We start from the raw sequence: 16079 nt of genomic DNA on the forward strand, positions 1-16079 counted from the left end.
ATGACTCTCACGCAGCACGACATCGACCAGGAGATCGCGGCCGAACACGCCGCCTACGAGAAGCGTGTCGCCGACGGCGCCCCCGTGGAGCACCACCCGCGCCGCGACTACGCCCCGTACCGCTCCTCGGTCCTGCGCCACCCCCAGCAGCCGCCCATCTCCATCGACGTCAGCAAGGATCCGGAGCTGGTGGAGCTGCACTCCCCCGCCTTCGGCGAGCGCGACATCACCGACATCGACAACGACCTCACCCGGCAGCACACCGGCGAGCCGGTCGGCGAGCGCATCACCGTCTCCGGCAGGCTCCTCGACCGCGCCGGCCGCCCGATCCGCGGCCAGTTGATCGAGATCTGGCAGGCCAACTCGGCCGGCCGCTACGCCCATCAGCGTGAGCAGCACGACGCCCCGCTGGACCCGAACTTCACGGGCGTCGGCCGCACGATCACCGACGCCGAGGGCCAGTACCACTTCACGACCATCCAGCCGGGCCCCTACCCCTGGCGCAACCACGTCAACGCCTGGCGCCCCGCCCACATCCACTTCTCGATGTTCGGCACGGCGTTCACCCAGCGGCTCGTGACACAGATGTACTTCCCGAGCGACCCGCTGTTCCCGTACGACCCGATCATCCAGTCGGTGACGGACGACGCGGCGCGGCAGCGGCTGGTCGCCACGTACGACCACAGCCTGTCCGTGCCGGAGTTCTCGATGGGCTACCAGTGGGACATCGTGCTGGACGGCCCGAACGCCACCTGGATCGAAGAAGGACGCTGACCTGCCATGACGAAGATCGACACCAGCCGGCCGGAGACCGTCCTGCCCACGCCGTCGCACACGGTGGGCCCGTTCTACGGCTACGCACTGCCCTTCCTTGGCGGCGAGGACATCGCGCCGCTCGGCCACCCCGACACCGTCACGATCCGCGGCTACATCCTCGACGGCGAGGGCAACCCGCTGCCCGACGCCTTCGTGGAACTGTGGGGCGCCGACCCCGACGGCAATGTGTCCACCACCGACGGCTCCATCCGCCGCGACCCGGCGTCCGGTGACTACCTGGGCCGCAACGGCGTGGAGTTCACCGGCTGGGGCCGCATCCAGACCGACGCCAACGGCCACTGGTACGCCCGTACGCTGCGGCCTGGCGCACGCGGGCAGAGCGCGCCGTACATCAGCGTGTGCGTGTTCGCGCGCGGCCTGCTCGTCCACCTCTTCACCCGTATCTACCTGCCGGGCGACGAGGCGGCACTCGCGGCCGACCCGCTGCTCGCCCGGCTGGACGAGGCGCGCCGCGACACGCTGGTCGCCAAGGACGAGGGCAACAGCACCTACCGTTTCGACATCCGCCTTCAGGGCGAAGGCGAGACGGTCTTCCTGGAGTTCCAGTGACTTCTGTCGATCCCGACGACACCGGCCTGCTCGCCCCCGGGTGGGCAGGCTCCCCCGCCGCCTCCGCGACCTCCGACACGGCCTACCTCCAGGCCCTGCTCGACGCGGAGGCGGCGCTCACCCAGGCCCAGGCCGCCCGGGACCTCGCCCCGGCCGAGGCGGCGACCGCGGTCACCGAGGCGGCCGACGCCGCCCGTTTCGACGTACGCTCCCTCGCCGAGCGGGCCCGCGGCGGCGGCAACCCGGTCATCCCGCTGGTCGCCGATCTGACGAAGGCCGTCGGCGAGGAGTACGGCCCCTACGTCCACCGGGGCGCGACCAGCCAGGACATCATGGACACGGCCACGATGCTGGTCGCCGTCCGCACCCTGGAGCTGATCCTCGCCGATCTCGCCCGCACCGAGCGGGCGCTGGCCCGCCTGGCCGCCGAGCATCGCGACACCGCGATGCCGGGCCGGACGCTCACCCAGCACGCCGTACCGACGACCTTCGGGCTGAAGGCGGCCGGCTGGCGTTCGCTGGTGCTCGACGCCCGGGACCGGGTCATCGAGGTACGGGACGGGCTGCCCGCCCAACTCGGCGGCGCCGCCGGGACATTGGCGGCTTTCACGGCGTACGGCGCCCGGAACACCGAGGCCCTCACGGCGGCCTTCGCCCATCGACTCGGCCTCGCCGTGCCGTCGCTGCCCTGGCACACCCTCCGCACGCCGATCGCCGATCTCGCCGGCTGCCTGGCCTTCACGGCCGGGGCGCTGGGCAAGCTCGCGACGGACGTACTCGTCCTCGGCCGCACGGAGATCGCCGAGGTCGCGGAGGGCAACGGCGGCGGCTCGTCGGCCATGCCGCACAAGGCGAATCCCGTACGCTCCACACTCGTCGCGGCCGCCGCGCGCAGGGCGCCGCAGCTGGCGGCCACGCTGTACGGCGCCCTGTCCGCGGAGGACGAGCGGCCGGCGGGAGCCTGGCATGCCGAGTGGGAGCCACTGCGCGACCTGCTGCGCCTGGTCGGTGGCGCCGCCCGGGACGCCGCCGAACTCACCGAGGGCCTACGGGTCCACGCCGACGCCATGCGGGAACACCTCGGCCTCACCCACGGGTTGATCGTCTCGGAGCGGCTCTCCGCCGAGCTGGCCACGGTGCTCGGACGGGCTCGCGCCAAGTCCCTGCTGACGGAGCTGGCCAAGCGCACCTACTCCGAGGGCCGCCCCCTGGGCCAACTCCTCGCCGAGGAGCCCGAGTTGAAGGACGTCGACCTCGACGAGCTCACCGACCCGGCCCGCTACACGGGCGCCGCAGCCACCCTCACCGACCGTGCCCTGGAGCGACGTTGACCGCCACACTCCTCAACCACCGCGCCGAAGGGCCCACGTCCGCGCCCGTGCTGTTCCTCGGCCCCTCACTCGGGACGTCGTACGCCCTGTGGGACAAGGTGGCGCCCGAGCTGTCCATCACCCACCGAGTGATCCGCTGGGACCTGCCGGGCCACGGCGGCTCCGCCCCCGACCTGATCGGCCCCGGCGCCACGGTGGGGGACCTCGCCGACCTGGTGCTCGAACTCGCCGACTCGCTCGGCGTCGACCGGTTCGCCTACGCGGGCGTGTCGCTGGGCGGAGCGGTCGGTCTGCATCTGGCCCTGCACCACCCGGACCGGGTCTCCTCCCTGGCCGCGATCTGCTCGTCGTCTCACTTCAACGGCTCGAAGCCGTGGGAGGAACGGGCCGAGCGGGTGCGGCGGGAAGGGATGGAGTGGCTCGTGGAGAGCACCCCGGCGCGCTGGTTCAGCGCCGGTTTCACCGACCCGAAGCTGCTCGACGACCAGGCGAACGCGGACCCCGAGGCGTACGCCGCCTGCTGTGACGCCCTGGCCGCCTTCGACCTGCGGGACCGGCTCCCCGAGATCTCCGTCCGCACCCTGCTCATCGCCGGGCGCGAGGACCGGGCCACCCCGCCCCCGCATCTGCGGGAGATCGCGGACGCCGTCCCCGGCGCCACGCTCGTCGAGCTGCCGGGCGCCCCGCACCTCGCCCCCGCACAGTGCCCGCAGGCGGTGCTGACGGCCCTGCGCGCCCACCTCGGCGCAGGCGCACCGTTCGGCATGGAGGTCCGGCGCGAGGTACTCGGCGACGCACACGTCGACCGGGCGCAGTCCCGCCAGTCCCCGTTCACGGCACGCTTCCAGGACTTCATCTCGCGCTACGCCTGGGGCGAGATCTGGACCGACCCGACGCTGACGCGCCGCGAGCGCAGCATGATCACACTGACCGCGCTGGTGGCCCACGGCCACTACGACGAGCTGGCCATGCACGTCCGCGCGGCCCGGCGCAACGGCCTCACACCGGACGAGATCGGCGCGGTACTGCTGCAGACGGCCGTGTACTGCGGGGTCCCGGCCGCGAACTCGGCGTTCGCGACGGCGCAACGCGTCCTGGCCGAAGAAGCAGAAGGGTGACCCTGCTGGTCGTAGCTCCAGCAGCACCTCGCACATGCCTCCACCGCGTGCCTACGGTGGAGGCATGTCCACGATTCTCATCACCGGCGCCACCTCCGGCCTCGGCCGCTATGTGGCCTTCGAGCTGGTCCGCTCCGGCCATGTCGTCCTGGCCCACGGCCGCGACCCGCGCCGCACGGAGCAACTCGTCGAGGAGCTGCGCACCGAGGGCGACGCCGAGGGCTTCACCGCCGACCTGGCCGCACTGTCCCAAGTACGCGAACTGGGCGCCCATGTGGCCGACGCACACCCCGACCTCGACGTCCTGATCAACAACGCGGGCGTCGGCGCCGGCGCCCCCGGCGCATCCCGCGAACTGAGCGCCGACGGCCACGAACTCCGCCTGGCCGTCAACTACTTGGCCCCGGTGGTGCTGACGCACACCCTGCTGCCGACCCTCCGCGCGAACACTCCGTCCCGCATCGTCAACGTGGGCTCGGTGGGCCAGGACCCGGTGGACTTCGACGACATCGAATTCAGGCGCGCCTACGACGGCTTCGCGGCCTACCGCCGAGCCAAGTTCGCCCTGGCGGCCCACACCTTCGCCCTGGCCGAGGAGTTGGCGGACACCGGTGTCTCGGTGAACGTCCTGCATCCCGCGACGTTCATGGACACGGCGATGGTGAGGGAGGGTGGTGTGACCCCGTGGAACACGGTGGCGGATGGCGCGCCCGGTGTGCTGGCCCTGGCGGTCCAGGACTTGGGTACGGGCGGCTATTTCGACGGCACGACTCCCTCACGGGCCCACGAGTCGACGTACGACCCCGAGGTACAGAAACGACTCTCAGCGGTCACTGACCAACTCCTCGCACTGTAGGTTTTCAGGGGCGCGGGGCTGCGTCGTCGTGCGGCTCCGCCGCGTGGGCACGACCAGCCGCGAAGCGAGCTCGTCAGCGCAGCCCTCGCCCCGTCTCCAGTACTTCCCGAGCCTGCGTCACCAATCCGTCGGCCCCACACGACCGTGCCAGCGCAAGCCCCCGATTCAACTCGGCAACCGACCGCGCCGCGATCCCGTACTCCACCCGGGCCGCCGCATGCTCGTACTGGCAGGGCGACGCCTCCAGATACGCCACAGCCTGCGCGGCCAACCGCACGGCCCGCTGTCCGGTCTCCAACGCCGCCGCACACCGCAACGCCTCACCGATGGCCGTGTCCGTACCGAACCTCTCGGCCTGTCGCCGAGCCTCCGCGGCCAGCCGGGCCGCCCGCCCCGGATCGTCCACGGCAAGCGCCCGAGCAAGGTCGAGAGCCCAGGTCACGACCACCGGGTTGTGATGCCCCCGCGCGGCCGCCGCCTTCTCGGCCTCCTCCAGCTCGTTGATGCCGTCCTTGGTGCGCCCGACGGCGAGCAGCAGCCGCCCGCGCACGGTCCGCACGTCGGGCATCACGATGGTGGACGGATAGGGCGGCGCGAAGTCGTACTCCTCGGCGATCTCCCAGGCCTCTTGGGCATGGCCCCGGGCGAGCAGCGTGTCGACGAGGTTGCAGGTCACGGTCCAGTACAACGGCAGCCCGCGCCCGACCCGTTCGGCGAGCCGCAGCGACTCCCGCAGCGAGGTCTCCGCCTCCCGCAGCCGTCCGCGCCGGCGATGGGCGAGCCCGACGTACGCGTGGGCCAGGACGAGATGGCCGCCGCTCCAGCCGGCCTGCTCATAGGCGCGCAGCGCCTCGGTGCACAGGCTCTCCGCGCGATCGAGGCGGTCGGTGTGGGCGTAGGAGCTGGCGAGCATCAGCAGCAGTTCGATGCCCCACTCGGTGTCGGTCCAGCCGAGCCCCGGGGCGAGGCGGCCGTTGACGAGGGAGCGGTCGCAGTACTCGACGACCTCCTCGGCGTTCTCCCCGTGGATCAGGGCGTCGAAGCCGCGCAGCATGAGCACCGCACGCTCGGAGTTGTCGCGGCCGGTGCAGGTCTGCGCGAGTGCGGCGAGGCGCTCGGAGCGACCCGGGGAGACGGCCTCGCCGGCGATGCCCTCCCACATGAACCGCACCGCCGTCAACCGCAGCTTCGCCGGGCCGTCCTCGTGCCGGGCGGCCTCGGCCTCGACCGTGCGGACGGCCTCCTCCAGCTGGTCGTTGTGGAGGAGGGCGGTGGAGAGGCGGAAGACGGCGTCCACGCGCGCGTCCCCGTCCAGGCCGGGCATGCCGAGCGCGGACTGGAGATGGTCGATGGTGGTGGCGGGTGCCGTGAGCAGGGTGGCGCAGCCGAGTTCGTAGAGGAGGTGCGCGTGGACGTCCGGGGTCGGCGGTTCCAGCAGTGCGCGCTCCAGGCAGCGGCGGGCCGCGTCCGGGGCGCCGACGGCGAGGTGTTCGCGGGCCGCCTCGCGCAGCTGCTCGACGAGTTCCTCGTCGTCGTCCGGATGCACCTTGAGCAGGTGCCGGGAGGCCATGGCCGCGCCGCGCCCGGAGTCGGTGATGACCTGGGCGGCGATGCCGTGCATGGCGGTGCGCAGGGCGTCGGGTATGGAGTTGTAGACGGCGGACGCGATCAGCGGGTGGACGAACTCCAGGTCGCCCTCGCCGACCCGGCCGGCGGCCGGATCGGGCGCGGTGAGGATGCGGGCGTCCTTCAGCAGCTCGACACAGCGCAGCGCCTCGTCGTGCTCCATGGTCGCCAGCTTGGCCACCAGCCGGACGGAGATGTCGGTGCCGAGGATGGCGGCCGCCCAGGCGAACCGGGTGGCCTCGATGCCGAGTTCCTCCAGGCGGGCGACGAGTCCGCCGCCGCGGGCCGAGCGGTTGAGGGCGCGCAGTTCGGCGGCCGCGCCCTCGGTCGGCTCCAGCTCGCTGTCCAGCACCTTGGCGAGGAGTTCGACGGTCTCGTACGGGTTGCCACCGGTGACGGCCCACACCTCGCGGCAGAACGGGTCGTCGGCGTGCGCGCCGAGCCTGGCGCGGGTGAGTTCGGCGGTGGCGCCCGGGGTGAGGGCGCTGAGGACGGTGTGCGGGGTGCTCGAGGCCGCGGCGATGGCATCGAGGAGGCGGGCGCTCTCGCCGCTGACCTCGCCGGGGCGCCGGGCCACGACGACCAGGACGGAGAGGTCGTCGAGCCGCTCGGCGAACGCGGCGAGCCAGCGCAGGGTCTCCTGGTCGGCCCAGTGCGCGTCGTCGATCAGCAGCACCAGCGGATAGTCGCGCCGGGCGAGCCTGCGTACGGCGGCGACCAGGCCGTCGCACACGCCCTGGGGGTCGGCCTGGCGCTCGCCGGGCTCGGTGATGCCGAGGGCGGGGCCCGCGACGTCGTACCAGTCGCCGAGGTACTCGCGCGCCTCCTCCGGCATCAGCGACACCAGTGCGGGCTGCAGCAGCTGGCGCACCACGTTGAAGGGGACCGACCTCAGGGTCTCGGCGCCGCGTGCCGACCAGACCGTGCAGTTGCCGGCCTCGGCGATACGGCGGGTCTCGGCCAGCAGGGCGGTCTTTCCGAGTCCCGCCTCGCCCCGGATCATCAGCAGGCTGCCCGAGGACGAGCGGTCGGCGCCCAGGCTGTCGATCGCCTGCACGATGGCGTCGACTTCCGCTTCGCGCTCCCGCAGGGAAGCCGAAGCGGCCTCCGTGGGCCGTGCCTCCGTCATCCCGCTACCTCCCCAAGTCGCCCGAACGACGTACAGATCTCGAGCGTAGCGGCCCGATCGCGGAAGTGGAGGCCGGTGAGGGCAGCTGTTGCCGTGATGGGTGACAGCGAGTGCGGGCAGTCGACGCGGAGCGGCCGTGACCTGCCGGTGCGAAGCCAACGGTCAGTCAAAAGGCGCTGAAATGACGGTGTTTTTCGGACAACGCAGGGACACGCGGGAGTTGTCTGCGCTACGGAGCGCGTTTCTGAGGGTGCTTCAGGGAGTGTGCGTGGGTGGGGAGTTCGGTGGTGCGGAGGCGGTCTCGTGCAGCGTGACCGTCCTGTTCTCGGGCTGTGCCGGGCTCGTCATCCCGGAAACCGTGAAGCACAAAGCGAGTTGACCGGATGCGGGTCATCGGCCTGATGTCGCGCACGTCGTACGACGCCATCGACGGGGCGGCCGAGGTGTGCCGGCAGACACGGCGATCGGGCAGACCTTCGCGGCGGCCGCGGTGCGGGCGGACCGCGGACTGTGCGGCGGTGAGGCCGAGTTGGTGCCCTCGCACGGGCAGACCGTCTACCACTGGACGGACGCCGGCAAGGTGGACGGGACGCTGCAGCTCGGCCGGCCCGCCTGGATCGCCGAGGCGCCCGCGCTGCCGGTGGTCGCCGACTTCCGGCCCCGGGACATCACCGCCGGCGGCCAGGGCGCGGCCCGGGTCAGCCTGGTCGACCCGCTGTTGCTGCGCGGCTGCCCGGGCCGGCCCGTCGCCCTCGGCGGCACCGCCCACGTCACCGCCCCCGACGGCACCGCCTTCGGCGCCGGACCGGCGTGCGCGCTGATCGACGCGGCGGCGCGGGGGTTCGGCGGCGGGCGGCTCTCCTACGACGTCGACGGGGCGCCCGCCGGTCGGGGCGGCGTCCACGAGCCGTTGCCGGAGCGGCTGTCGCAGGAGCCGTACTACGACACTGAGGGCCGAGGACGTGGTCGTCACGCTGACCATGCTGACCGCCCGCACGGTGGCGGCCGCGGTGCTCGTCCTCGGGGCGACGGAGGTGATCGCCTCCGGGGGCGGCACCCGGAACCCGGTGATCATGGGGATGCCGGGCGAGCGGCTGCCCGGGGTCGCGGTGCGACCTCCGACGCGCTCGGCCTGGCCTCGGCCGCGAAGGAGGCGTACGCCTTCGCCGTGCTCGGGTTCCTGACCTGGCACGGCCTGCCGGGGACCGTGCCCGTGAGCACCGGGGCGCGGCACCCGAGCGTGCCGGGCTCGGTGACGCCCGGACGGGGCGGACTGCGGTTGCCGACGCCGGGCGGGAGGCCCCCGTACCGGATGGTCGTGGCCTGAAGTCCGGATCCTCTCATCCCGCTTTCACCGACGCCTCATACGGTGGGGTCATGACGCAGGTGACTCCTCCCGGGTGGTATCCCGACCCGGGGCAGACAAGTGAGGGTCCCGCCACCGAGCGCTGGTGGGACGGCAAGGCATGGACGGACCAGACCCGCCCCGCGGGGTCGGCCGCCGTATGGGGTCCCCCGGCGCAGGCGCCGACGGCCGGGGCTGATCCGGCGTACGCGGCGTTCCCCACCTATCCGGCCTATCCCGCCGAGCCGCCCAAGGCGCAGCGGCAGGGGCTGCGCACGGGCATAGCCGTCGGTATCGCGGTGGCGGTCCTGGCGAGTATCGGTGTGGGCGTGTGGGCGCTGACCGACAGCGGCGGTTCGGGCGGTGGGAACGCCTCCTCGCAGCAGGGGCCGGGCGGGCAGGGCGGCTTCGGCGGCCAGGGCGGTTCGAACGGCGGGCAGGGCGGACCGTCCGGCGCTCCGGGTGGTTCGGGCGGTTCGGGCGGTTCGGGCGGTTCGGGCGGCGGCGAGTCGCCAACGCCCGGGCAGTCCGAGCCGCCGAAGGTCAAGAGCGGTTCGGTGACCGACGCGCTGAGCGGCATCAGCCTGCCCATCCCGGGCGACTGGTACGGCCAGGAGTACGCGGGTGGGGCGCAGATCAGCTCCAACGTCTCCTACAAGTGCCCCGGCGACACCACCCAGACCTGCACGAAGGGCGGCGCGTCCTCGACCCTGGCGGCGGTGCTCAAGACCGCCGGCAGCACGGCCGAGGCGGTGGCGAAGGCCGATATCGCGGCGAACGCCGAGCAGTCCTACGGCGGCAAGACCTACGGCTCCATCACCTCGCACCAGGTGCTCGCCTCCAAGGCGGTCACCGTGGCCGGGCAGAAGGGCTACCTGGTCCGCTGGAAGGCGGTCACCAGCAAGGGCTCCGACGGCTATGTCGAGTCGCTCGCCTTCCCGTCCCCCGCCGAACCCTCGCAGATCGTGGTGGTCCGCTTCGGCGTCGACGTCGGCCAGAACCAGTCGATCATCGACACGATCACCAAGGGCATCAAGGTGTCGACCGGCGGCGGCGACGGTCACAACGTCTGACAGCGGTCGGCCGGGTGGAGTGCCCCTCCGCTCAAGGGGAACCCCACCCGGCCGGGGGGTGCGCGCCGCCCCCGTCCCCACGGTGCGGCGCACTCAGGTCACCGTCCAGTCATCCCGTGGACGGCGGCCTGAGCATCAGGTGAGGCCGAGTGCCGGCAGCACGGCGGCCTCCACGAAACGGACCAGGTAGTCGGGGTCGGCGTACTCGCCGTCCACGACGGGGCGGGCGCGAACGACCCCGAACATCTGCGCCGGGATGTACTCCAGGGCCGGGTGGTCGGCGGCGACCTCACCCCGCTCCACCCCACGCCGCAGGATCTCCTTCAGCGCGGCGATCTCCGGTTCGACCAGCGCCTCGCGCAGCGCCTTCGCGAGCTCCACGTCCTGCGTGACGGCGTGTCCGAGGGCCTGCAGCAACTTGGTGTCGTTCATCGACCAGCGGCCGACCGCCCGTGCGGCCTCGCGCAGGTCGTCCGCGAGCGAACCGGTGTCGATCCCGCCGAAGCGCGCCTTGCGACGGGAGCGCAGGGCGGCCACCACGAACTGGGGCTTCGTCTTCCACTGCCGGTACAGCGTCGACTTGCTGCAGCGTGTACTGGCGGCGACACCCTCCATGGTGACGGCGTCGTAGCCGCACTCACGGATCTGTTCGAGCACGGCGTCGAAGAACTCCTGCTCACGCTCGCGCGTGATCTTGGAGCGGCGCGAGGCGGCGACCGTCTCCGGTCCGTCCGCGGCCTGCGACGTCATGTGCTCGTCCTCTCTGTCCCGGTGTCCCGCTTACTCGCTCTTTATTCCCGACATCCAGTGTGTCGTACCTCAATCGATACGCCAGTGTACCGGAACGCCTTCGTATCGGTACACTCCCGTATCGGAACGCTTTCGTTTCGGGACGGACGCGTACCGATGAGTTCCGGCCGCATCAGGGGTCTCGACTCCTACGACCGCACATCCGCACCACCATCAGCGAAGGGGCCGGGGGATGAATGCCCGCACCGAGCCTGCAGAAGGAGAGACCGGCGCGATAGCCCGGCCTCCGCTCGTCCGTGAGCTCCTGCTCGTCGCAGGACTCTTCCTCGTCTACAAGTTCGGCCGGCAGCTGGCCACGGGCCACACCGGCGAGGCGGTGCACAACGCGCATCGCGTCTGGGACCTGGAACGAGCGGTTCATCTGCCCGGCGAGGGCGCGGTGCAGTCCGCCCTGTTGCACAGTGACACCCTGGTGCACCTCGCGAACACCTACTACGCGACCGTCCACTTTCCCGCCACCACGGCCTTCCTGGTCTGGCTGTACCTGAAGCGCCCGGCGCACTACGTCTGGGCCCGCCGGGTCCTCGCCACGGTCACCTCCGCGGCCCTGGTACTGCCCTTCGTGTTCCCGCTGGCGCCGCCCCGGATGCTGGCCGCCACGGGCCTGGTCGACACCGCGAAGGTGTACGGCCCCTCGGTCTACGGCCCGCCGTCCTCGGACCACCTCTCGAACCAGTTCGCGGCGATGCCGTCGCTGCACTTCGGCTGGGCCCTGATGGTGGCGATCGGCCTGATCGTGGCGACGAGGTCCCGCTGGCGCATGCTGTGGCTGCTGCACCCGATGATCACTCTCCTGGTGATCGTCGGTACGGCGAACCACTACTGGCTGGACGCGATCGTGGCCACCGCCATGCTCGGCGCGACGCTCGCCCTGATCCGCCCCCAGACTTCGTCCGGGGGGACCCCCATCTCGCTTCGCTCGCCGCGACGGACGGTCACGACAGCCGGGCGGGGCAGCGAGAAGCTCGCGCCCGTGGCCGACGACAAGATCCTTGCGGGAGCCGGCCGATGAACGCCACCGTCCTCGCCCTCGTCCTCTCGCTGTTCTCCGCCGTGGCCTACGCGGCCGCTGCCGTCGCCCAGGAGCGGCTCGCCTCCCGCAACCCCGGTTCCGGTCTGGGACGGATGCTGAGCTCGGGCGCCTGGTGGGGTTCGGTCCTGCTCAACGGATCCGCCGCGCTCCTCCACGTCGTGGCCCTCAAGTACGGGCCGCTGACCGTCGTACAGCCGCTCGGCGCGCTCACCCTGGTCGCGGCGGTGCCGATGGGGGCACGGATCGCCGGGCGGAAGGTCAGCGGGGTGGAGTGGCGGGGCACCGCGCTCACACTGCTGGGTCTGGCCGCGATCCTCGTGACGGCGTCCGGTCACGCGCCCGAAGCGGTGCTGAGCACTCCCGAGGCCCTGGCGGTCGCAGGCGTCACGGCGGCCCTGATCGGTCTGCTGGCCCGGCCGGGTTCCCGACCCGGGCTGCGGCACGCCACCGCGTCCGGCTTCGCCTCCGGCGTCGCTTCGGCCCTCACCCAGACGGTGACGGTGGCCGCCACGGACCGTTCCGGCTCGCTGCTGAGCTGGCAGGTGATCGGCGTGGCCCTGCTGGTCGCGACCTTCGCCGCGGGCGGCCTGCTCCTGTCCCAGACCGCCTACCAGGACGGCCTCGGCGCCCCGCTCGCCATGGTGACCCTGGCCAACCCGGTCGCCGCCGCGGCGATCGGCCTCGCCCTCCTCGGCGAACGCCTCCAGGGCGGCGCGTCAGGCGTACTCCTCGCCCTCACCGGCGCGGGCCTCGCGTCCTGGGGCGTGGTCCTGCTGAGCCGGGTCACACCGGAGGTCGCGCTGGTGGACGAGGTGCACCCGGTGGCGGCGGTACTGGCCCTGAAGCCCGAAACAGCACTGTTGGAGAATCCGTCGTTGCCTCGCCAACCGTCGGACCCGAACCATCTGACACCGCTCTGAGCAACGCCCCTGACTTGTTGAATCGAGCCCAGACGCGCGGTCTGCAGCCGTAGCGTCCAGGGTGCCTCAGCCGCCAACCGACATACTGCGGCACCCTGGTAGGCGCGTCAGCCCAACCCGCGCGAGTCCTGCTTCAGCGCCGTGTCGACGGTGAGCGCCGTCGCGACGACAAGGCTCAACAGGGGCTCGGGCAGCTGGTAATGGATCTGCAGCACATAGTTGTCCGCCGTCGTGAACATCGTCTTGGCGAGCCCCTCCCACGTCTTCGTGATCCGGGCGACCTCGTTCTCCGCGTGATCGACGATCGCGAAGTTCCAGGCCCGCCAGTTCTCCGCCTTGATCGCGCCGACCTTCTGCCCGTCCACGTTCATCGCGAAGTTGATCTTCCCGATCATGTTCTCCTGGACGATCTCACCGACCGGCGAGCCATCCGGACGGGACACGATCACCCGGGACTTGAAGACCTTCGCGGGCCGGGTCAGCACCAACTGCGGCTGACCGTACGCGTCCCGGATCTCCAGCCGGTGCGTCATGAACTGGTCGAGGCTGGAGACGAAGCGCGCCACCTTCTTCAGCGTGCTCTGCCCGACTTCGGTCACCGAGCCGATCTGGTTGCCGTTCTGATCCATGACCTTGTACTCGTTGGTCAGCTCGATCAGCTTGGCCTTCTGGTTGACCACCAGAACCGGCTCGGTGAACAGGGTGCCGCCACCGGGGCCGCCACCGGCGACCCCGGCCTGCTGCTGCACCTGACGCTGCACCCGCGGGTCCGGCCCCGCGGACTGCTGCGGCACCTGCTGCTGGGCGGCGGGTGCCTGAGGCTGAGCGGTCTGCGCCTGCTGCTGGTCCGCGTGGGTGTGCTGGGTCCACTGGGCGCCGTCCCAGTAGCGGAGCGTCTGCGGCGCTCCGTGCGGATCCGGATACCAGCCTGCAGGAGTGTTCGAATGCGTGGTCACCGGGGCACACTACCCCGGGCCCACCGGCACCTCGCCAGCCCCCGCGATCCGGTATTCACCAGCCTTTACCCGGCAGTTCACCCGGTAATGATCGCGGGGTCGCTCACCCCCGGCCGCCCGTTCTCGACATGTCCGGCGAATCGCCGCACGAACGCCGGGTCCGCCTCGGACGTCACGGTCAGGTCGTACCAGCGCCGGCTCGCCGTGAGGTCGACGGTGTGCCGGACGGTGGCCCCGGGCCGGACCGAGAATGTCTGCGGTCGGCAGCCGTATCCGCCCGCCAGCTTCAGACGGACCGTGCCGGAGCCCTTGTTGGTGAAGGTCAGCTCGATGTCGTCGCCCTTGTGGCGGGCGGTGACCTCGGGGCCGGCGGTCTTGTTGTCGCCCTTGAAGGTGCGCAGGAACCCGTTCGGACCGTGCACGGTCAAGTCGTACGAGCCCTTCGAGTACGCCGAGTTCCAGGTGTCGGCGATGGTCTTGCCGGCCTCGGTGGTGTAACTCCACGGCCCGTCGGTGCGGTTGCCCGAGGTCACCAGGAAGGCGGCGCCCGCCTTCGCCCCCGAGGCGAAGGTGAGCGTGAACTTCCCGGTGGCCGTGTCGGCCGAACCGTCCACGTGCGGGGCGTACCCGAGGGGCCGGGCGAGCCGCAGACCGCGTTCCTGCTTGGGCAGGACGCCGGTGGCCGGCGGGGTCGGCACGTAGTCGGGGTGGCGGTCCTTGTCCGGCGGCTGGTAGCCGTCGGTGTCGGGCAGACCGACCGGCTCGGTGTCCTTGTGCGAGAAGTCGAACGCCGAGGTCAGGTCGCCGCAGATGGCGCGCCGCCAGGGCGAGATGTTCGGCTCGTGGACGCCGAAGCGGGTCTCCATGAACCGGATGATCGAGGTGTGGTCGAGCGTCTCGGAGCAGACGTAACCGCCCTTGCTCCAGGGCGAGACGACGAGCATGGGCACGCGCTGACCGAGCCCGTAGGGGCCGGCGACATGGCTGCTGTCGCCCTTGAACAGGTCCGGGCCGAGGTCGACGGTCGACTTGCCCTGTGCGGCGGACGTCGGCGCGAACGGCGGGAGCATGTGGTCGAAGAAGCCGTCGTTCTCGTCGTACGTGATGAAGAGGGCCGTCTTGGCCCACACCTTCGGGTCGGAGGTGAGCGCGTCCAGCACCTGGGAGACGTACCAGGCACCGTAGTTGGCCGGCCAGTTGGGGTGCTCGGTGAAGGCCTCGGGGGCGACGACCCAGGAGATCTTCGGCAGCTTGCCGCCCTTGACGTCGGCCTTGAGCTGGTCGAAGAAGCCCTCGCCCTTGCGGGCGTCGGTGCCGGTGCGGGCCTTGTCGTACAGCGGGTCGCCGGGCTGGGCGTTCTGGTACTGCTTGAAGTAGAGCAGGGAGTTGTCGCCGTAGTTGCCGCGGTACGCGTCCTGGATCCAGCCCCAACTGCCGTTCGCGTCGAGGCCGTCGCCGATGTCCTGGTAGATCTTCCAGGAGACGCCGGCCTTCTCCAGGCGCTCGGGGTAGGTGGTCCAGCTGTAGCCGGCCTCGTCGTTGCCGAGGACGGGCCCGCCGCCCTGCCCGTCGTTGCCGGTGTAACCGGTCCACATGTAGTAGCGGTTGGGGTCGGTCGAACCGATGAAGGAGCAGTGGTACGCGTCGCAGACGGTGAAGGAGTCGGCGAGCGCGTAGTGGAAGGGGATGTCCTTGCGGGTCAGGTACGCCATCGTCGTGGAGCCCTTGGACGGGACCCACTTGTCGTACTTGCCCCCGTCGAAGGCGGCGTGGCCGTCGTTCCAGCCGTGCGGGAGGTCCTGGATGAAGGCCAGGCCCAGGTCGTCGGCGTCCGGGTGGAAAGGCAGGATGTCCTTGCCGCTCGCGTCCGCCTGGTACCAGACCGGCTTCCCGTCCTGCCGGGTCACGACCGGCCGCGGGTCGCCGTAGCCGCGGACGCCTCTGAGGGTGCCGAAGTAGTGGTCGAAAGAACGGTTCTCCTGCATCAGGACGACGATGTGCTCGACATCCTCGATGGACCCGGTGCGGTGGTTCGCGGGCAGCGCGGCGGCGCGCTCGATGCTGTTCGACAGGGCGGTGAACGCGGTGGTCGCGCCCGCGAGTTGGAGGAATCGGCGCCGGTTGACTTCGGGCATGGGTGAGTGCCTCTTCTCATCCTGAGGTGCGGATGGCCGGAACATGACGGAATGCGCGCGGAGCGAGTGTTCCAAGAGCAACAAACGTCAGGGAAGGGCCCGGTGGCATCTGTGTGAAAGTCGTCGGTACGCGAGGTTCGCGACGCTCCGTGCGAACGCGGAGCCGTGGTCGGCCACGGCCCGTTCGCCACCTGCGGAGAAAGGGGCCACCGTCAGCCGGGGGGCGACCGGGGTGCTTCCCGGCCCGCCTCCACGAAGTCGCGCGTACCTGGTGGATCCGGTGAGGGGGTGCGCCTCCAGGAACAGACGGAGCCGCCTGCCGGCTCCCGCGGGGGGACGGGGCCGGCAGGCGGTGGCGAGG

At 71.5% G+C, this 16079-nt stretch carries 12 protein-coding genes and 1 pseudogene; 9 read left to right on the plus strand and 4 right to left on the minus strand.

The window, feature by feature from the left end:
• The 5 genes from pcaH (at position 1) to ACWC09_RS19625 (ending at position 4691) form a co-directional block, all read left to right on the plus strand.
• Positions 1 to 774: a protocatechuate 3,4-dioxygenase subunit beta gene (gene pcaH / locus ACWC09_RS19605; RefSeq protein WP_450851809.1), complete on the plus strand. Its 774-nt coding sequence runs from the start codon at positions 1 to 3 to the stop codon at positions 772 to 774.
• Positions 775 to 780: 6 nt separating this feature from the next.
• Positions 781 to 1386: a protocatechuate 3,4-dioxygenase subunit alpha gene (gene pcaG / locus ACWC09_RS19610; protein WP_450851810.1), complete on the plus strand. Its 606-nt coding sequence runs from the start codon at positions 781 to 783 to the stop codon at positions 1384 to 1386.
• Entirely contained in the window at positions 1383 to 2717 is a 1335-nt protein-coding gene (gene pcaB, locus ACWC09_RS19615; RefSeq protein WP_450851811.1) for a 3-carboxy-cis,cis-muconate cycloisomerase, read from the plus strand. Before pcaG ends, pcaB begins: the two co-directional genes overlap by 4 nt.
• Entirely contained in the window at positions 2714 to 3835 is a 1122-nt protein-coding gene (gene pcaDC, locus ACWC09_RS19620; RefSeq protein ID WP_450851812.1) for a bifunctional 3-oxoadipate enol-lactonase/4-carboxymuconolactone decarboxylase PcaDC, read from the plus strand. The genes pcaB and pcaDC overlap by 4 nt, the downstream gene beginning before the upstream one ends.
• A 64-nt stretch (positions 3836 to 3899) precedes the next feature.
• Entirely contained in the window at positions 3900 to 4691 is a 792-nt protein-coding gene (locus ACWC09_RS19625; protein WP_450851813.1) for an SDR family NAD(P)-dependent oxidoreductase, read from the plus strand.
• A gap of 73 nt (positions 4692 to 4764) precedes the next feature.
• Here ACWC09_RS19625 and ACWC09_RS19630 read toward each other — a convergent pair whose 3' ends face one another.
• A complete protein-coding gene (locus ACWC09_RS19630) occupies positions 4765 to 7446 on the minus strand; it encodes an ATP-binding protein (protein ID WP_450851814.1) in 2682 nt (893 codons plus the stop codon).
• A 383-nt stretch (positions 7447 to 7829) separates the two neighbouring features.
• Here ACWC09_RS19630 and ACWC09_RS19635 point away from each other — a divergent pair.
• Positions 7830 to 8773, plus strand: a pseudogene (locus ACWC09_RS19635) (anhydro-N-acetylmuramic acid kinase).
• A gap of 50 nt (positions 8774 to 8823) precedes the next feature.
• A complete protein-coding gene (locus tag ACWC09_RS19640; RefSeq protein ID WP_450851815.1) occupies positions 8824 to 9864 on the plus strand; it encodes a DUF2510 domain-containing protein in 1041 nt (346 codons plus the stop codon).
• A gap of 135 nt (positions 9865 to 9999) precedes the next feature.
• On the opposite strand, the gene ACWC09_RS19645 is transcribed toward ACWC09_RS19640, so the two are convergent.
• Entirely contained in the window at positions 10000 to 10614 is a 615-nt protein-coding gene (locus tag ACWC09_RS19645; protein ID WP_450851816.1) for a TetR/AcrR family transcriptional regulator, read from the minus strand.
• Positions 10615 to 10846: 232 nt separating this feature from the next.
• Here ACWC09_RS19645 and ACWC09_RS19650 point away from each other — a divergent pair, with 232 nt between their 5' ends.
• Both ACWC09_RS19650 and ACWC09_RS19655 read left to right on the plus strand, forming a co-directional pair.
• Positions 10847 to 11686, plus strand: coding sequence for a phosphatase PAP2 family protein (locus ACWC09_RS19650; RefSeq protein WP_450851817.1), 840 nt, complete (start codon positions 10847 to 10849; stop codon positions 11684 to 11686).
• The gene (locus ACWC09_RS19655; protein WP_450851818.1) at positions 11683 to 12627 is read left to right on the plus strand and encodes a hypothetical protein; all 945 of its coding nucleotides are present in this window, start codon (positions 11683 to 11685) and stop codon (positions 12625 to 12627) included. Before ACWC09_RS19650 ends, ACWC09_RS19655 begins: the two co-directional genes overlap by 4 nt.
• A 107-nt stretch (positions 12628 to 12734) precedes the next feature.
• Here the strand turns inward: ACWC09_RS19655 and ACWC09_RS19660 are convergent, their stop codons facing one another.
• Both ACWC09_RS19660 and ACWC09_RS19665 read right to left on the minus strand, forming a co-directional pair.
• Complete coding sequence (locus ACWC09_RS19660) at positions 12735 to 13583, minus strand: phospholipid scramblase-related protein (RefSeq protein ID WP_450851819.1); 849 nt, start codon at positions 13581 to 13583, stop codon at positions 12735 to 12737.
• Between the two features lie 77 nt (positions 13584 to 13660).
• Positions 13661 to 15718 (minus strand): phosphocholine-specific phospholipase C, encoded by a 2058-nt coding sequence (locus tag ACWC09_RS19665; protein WP_450851820.1) that lies wholly within the window; start codon positions 15716 to 15718, stop codon positions 13661 to 13663.
• Positions 15719 to 16079: the final 361 nt, after the last annotated feature.

This window comes from Streptomyces sp. NPDC001617 (assembly GCF_053596855.1).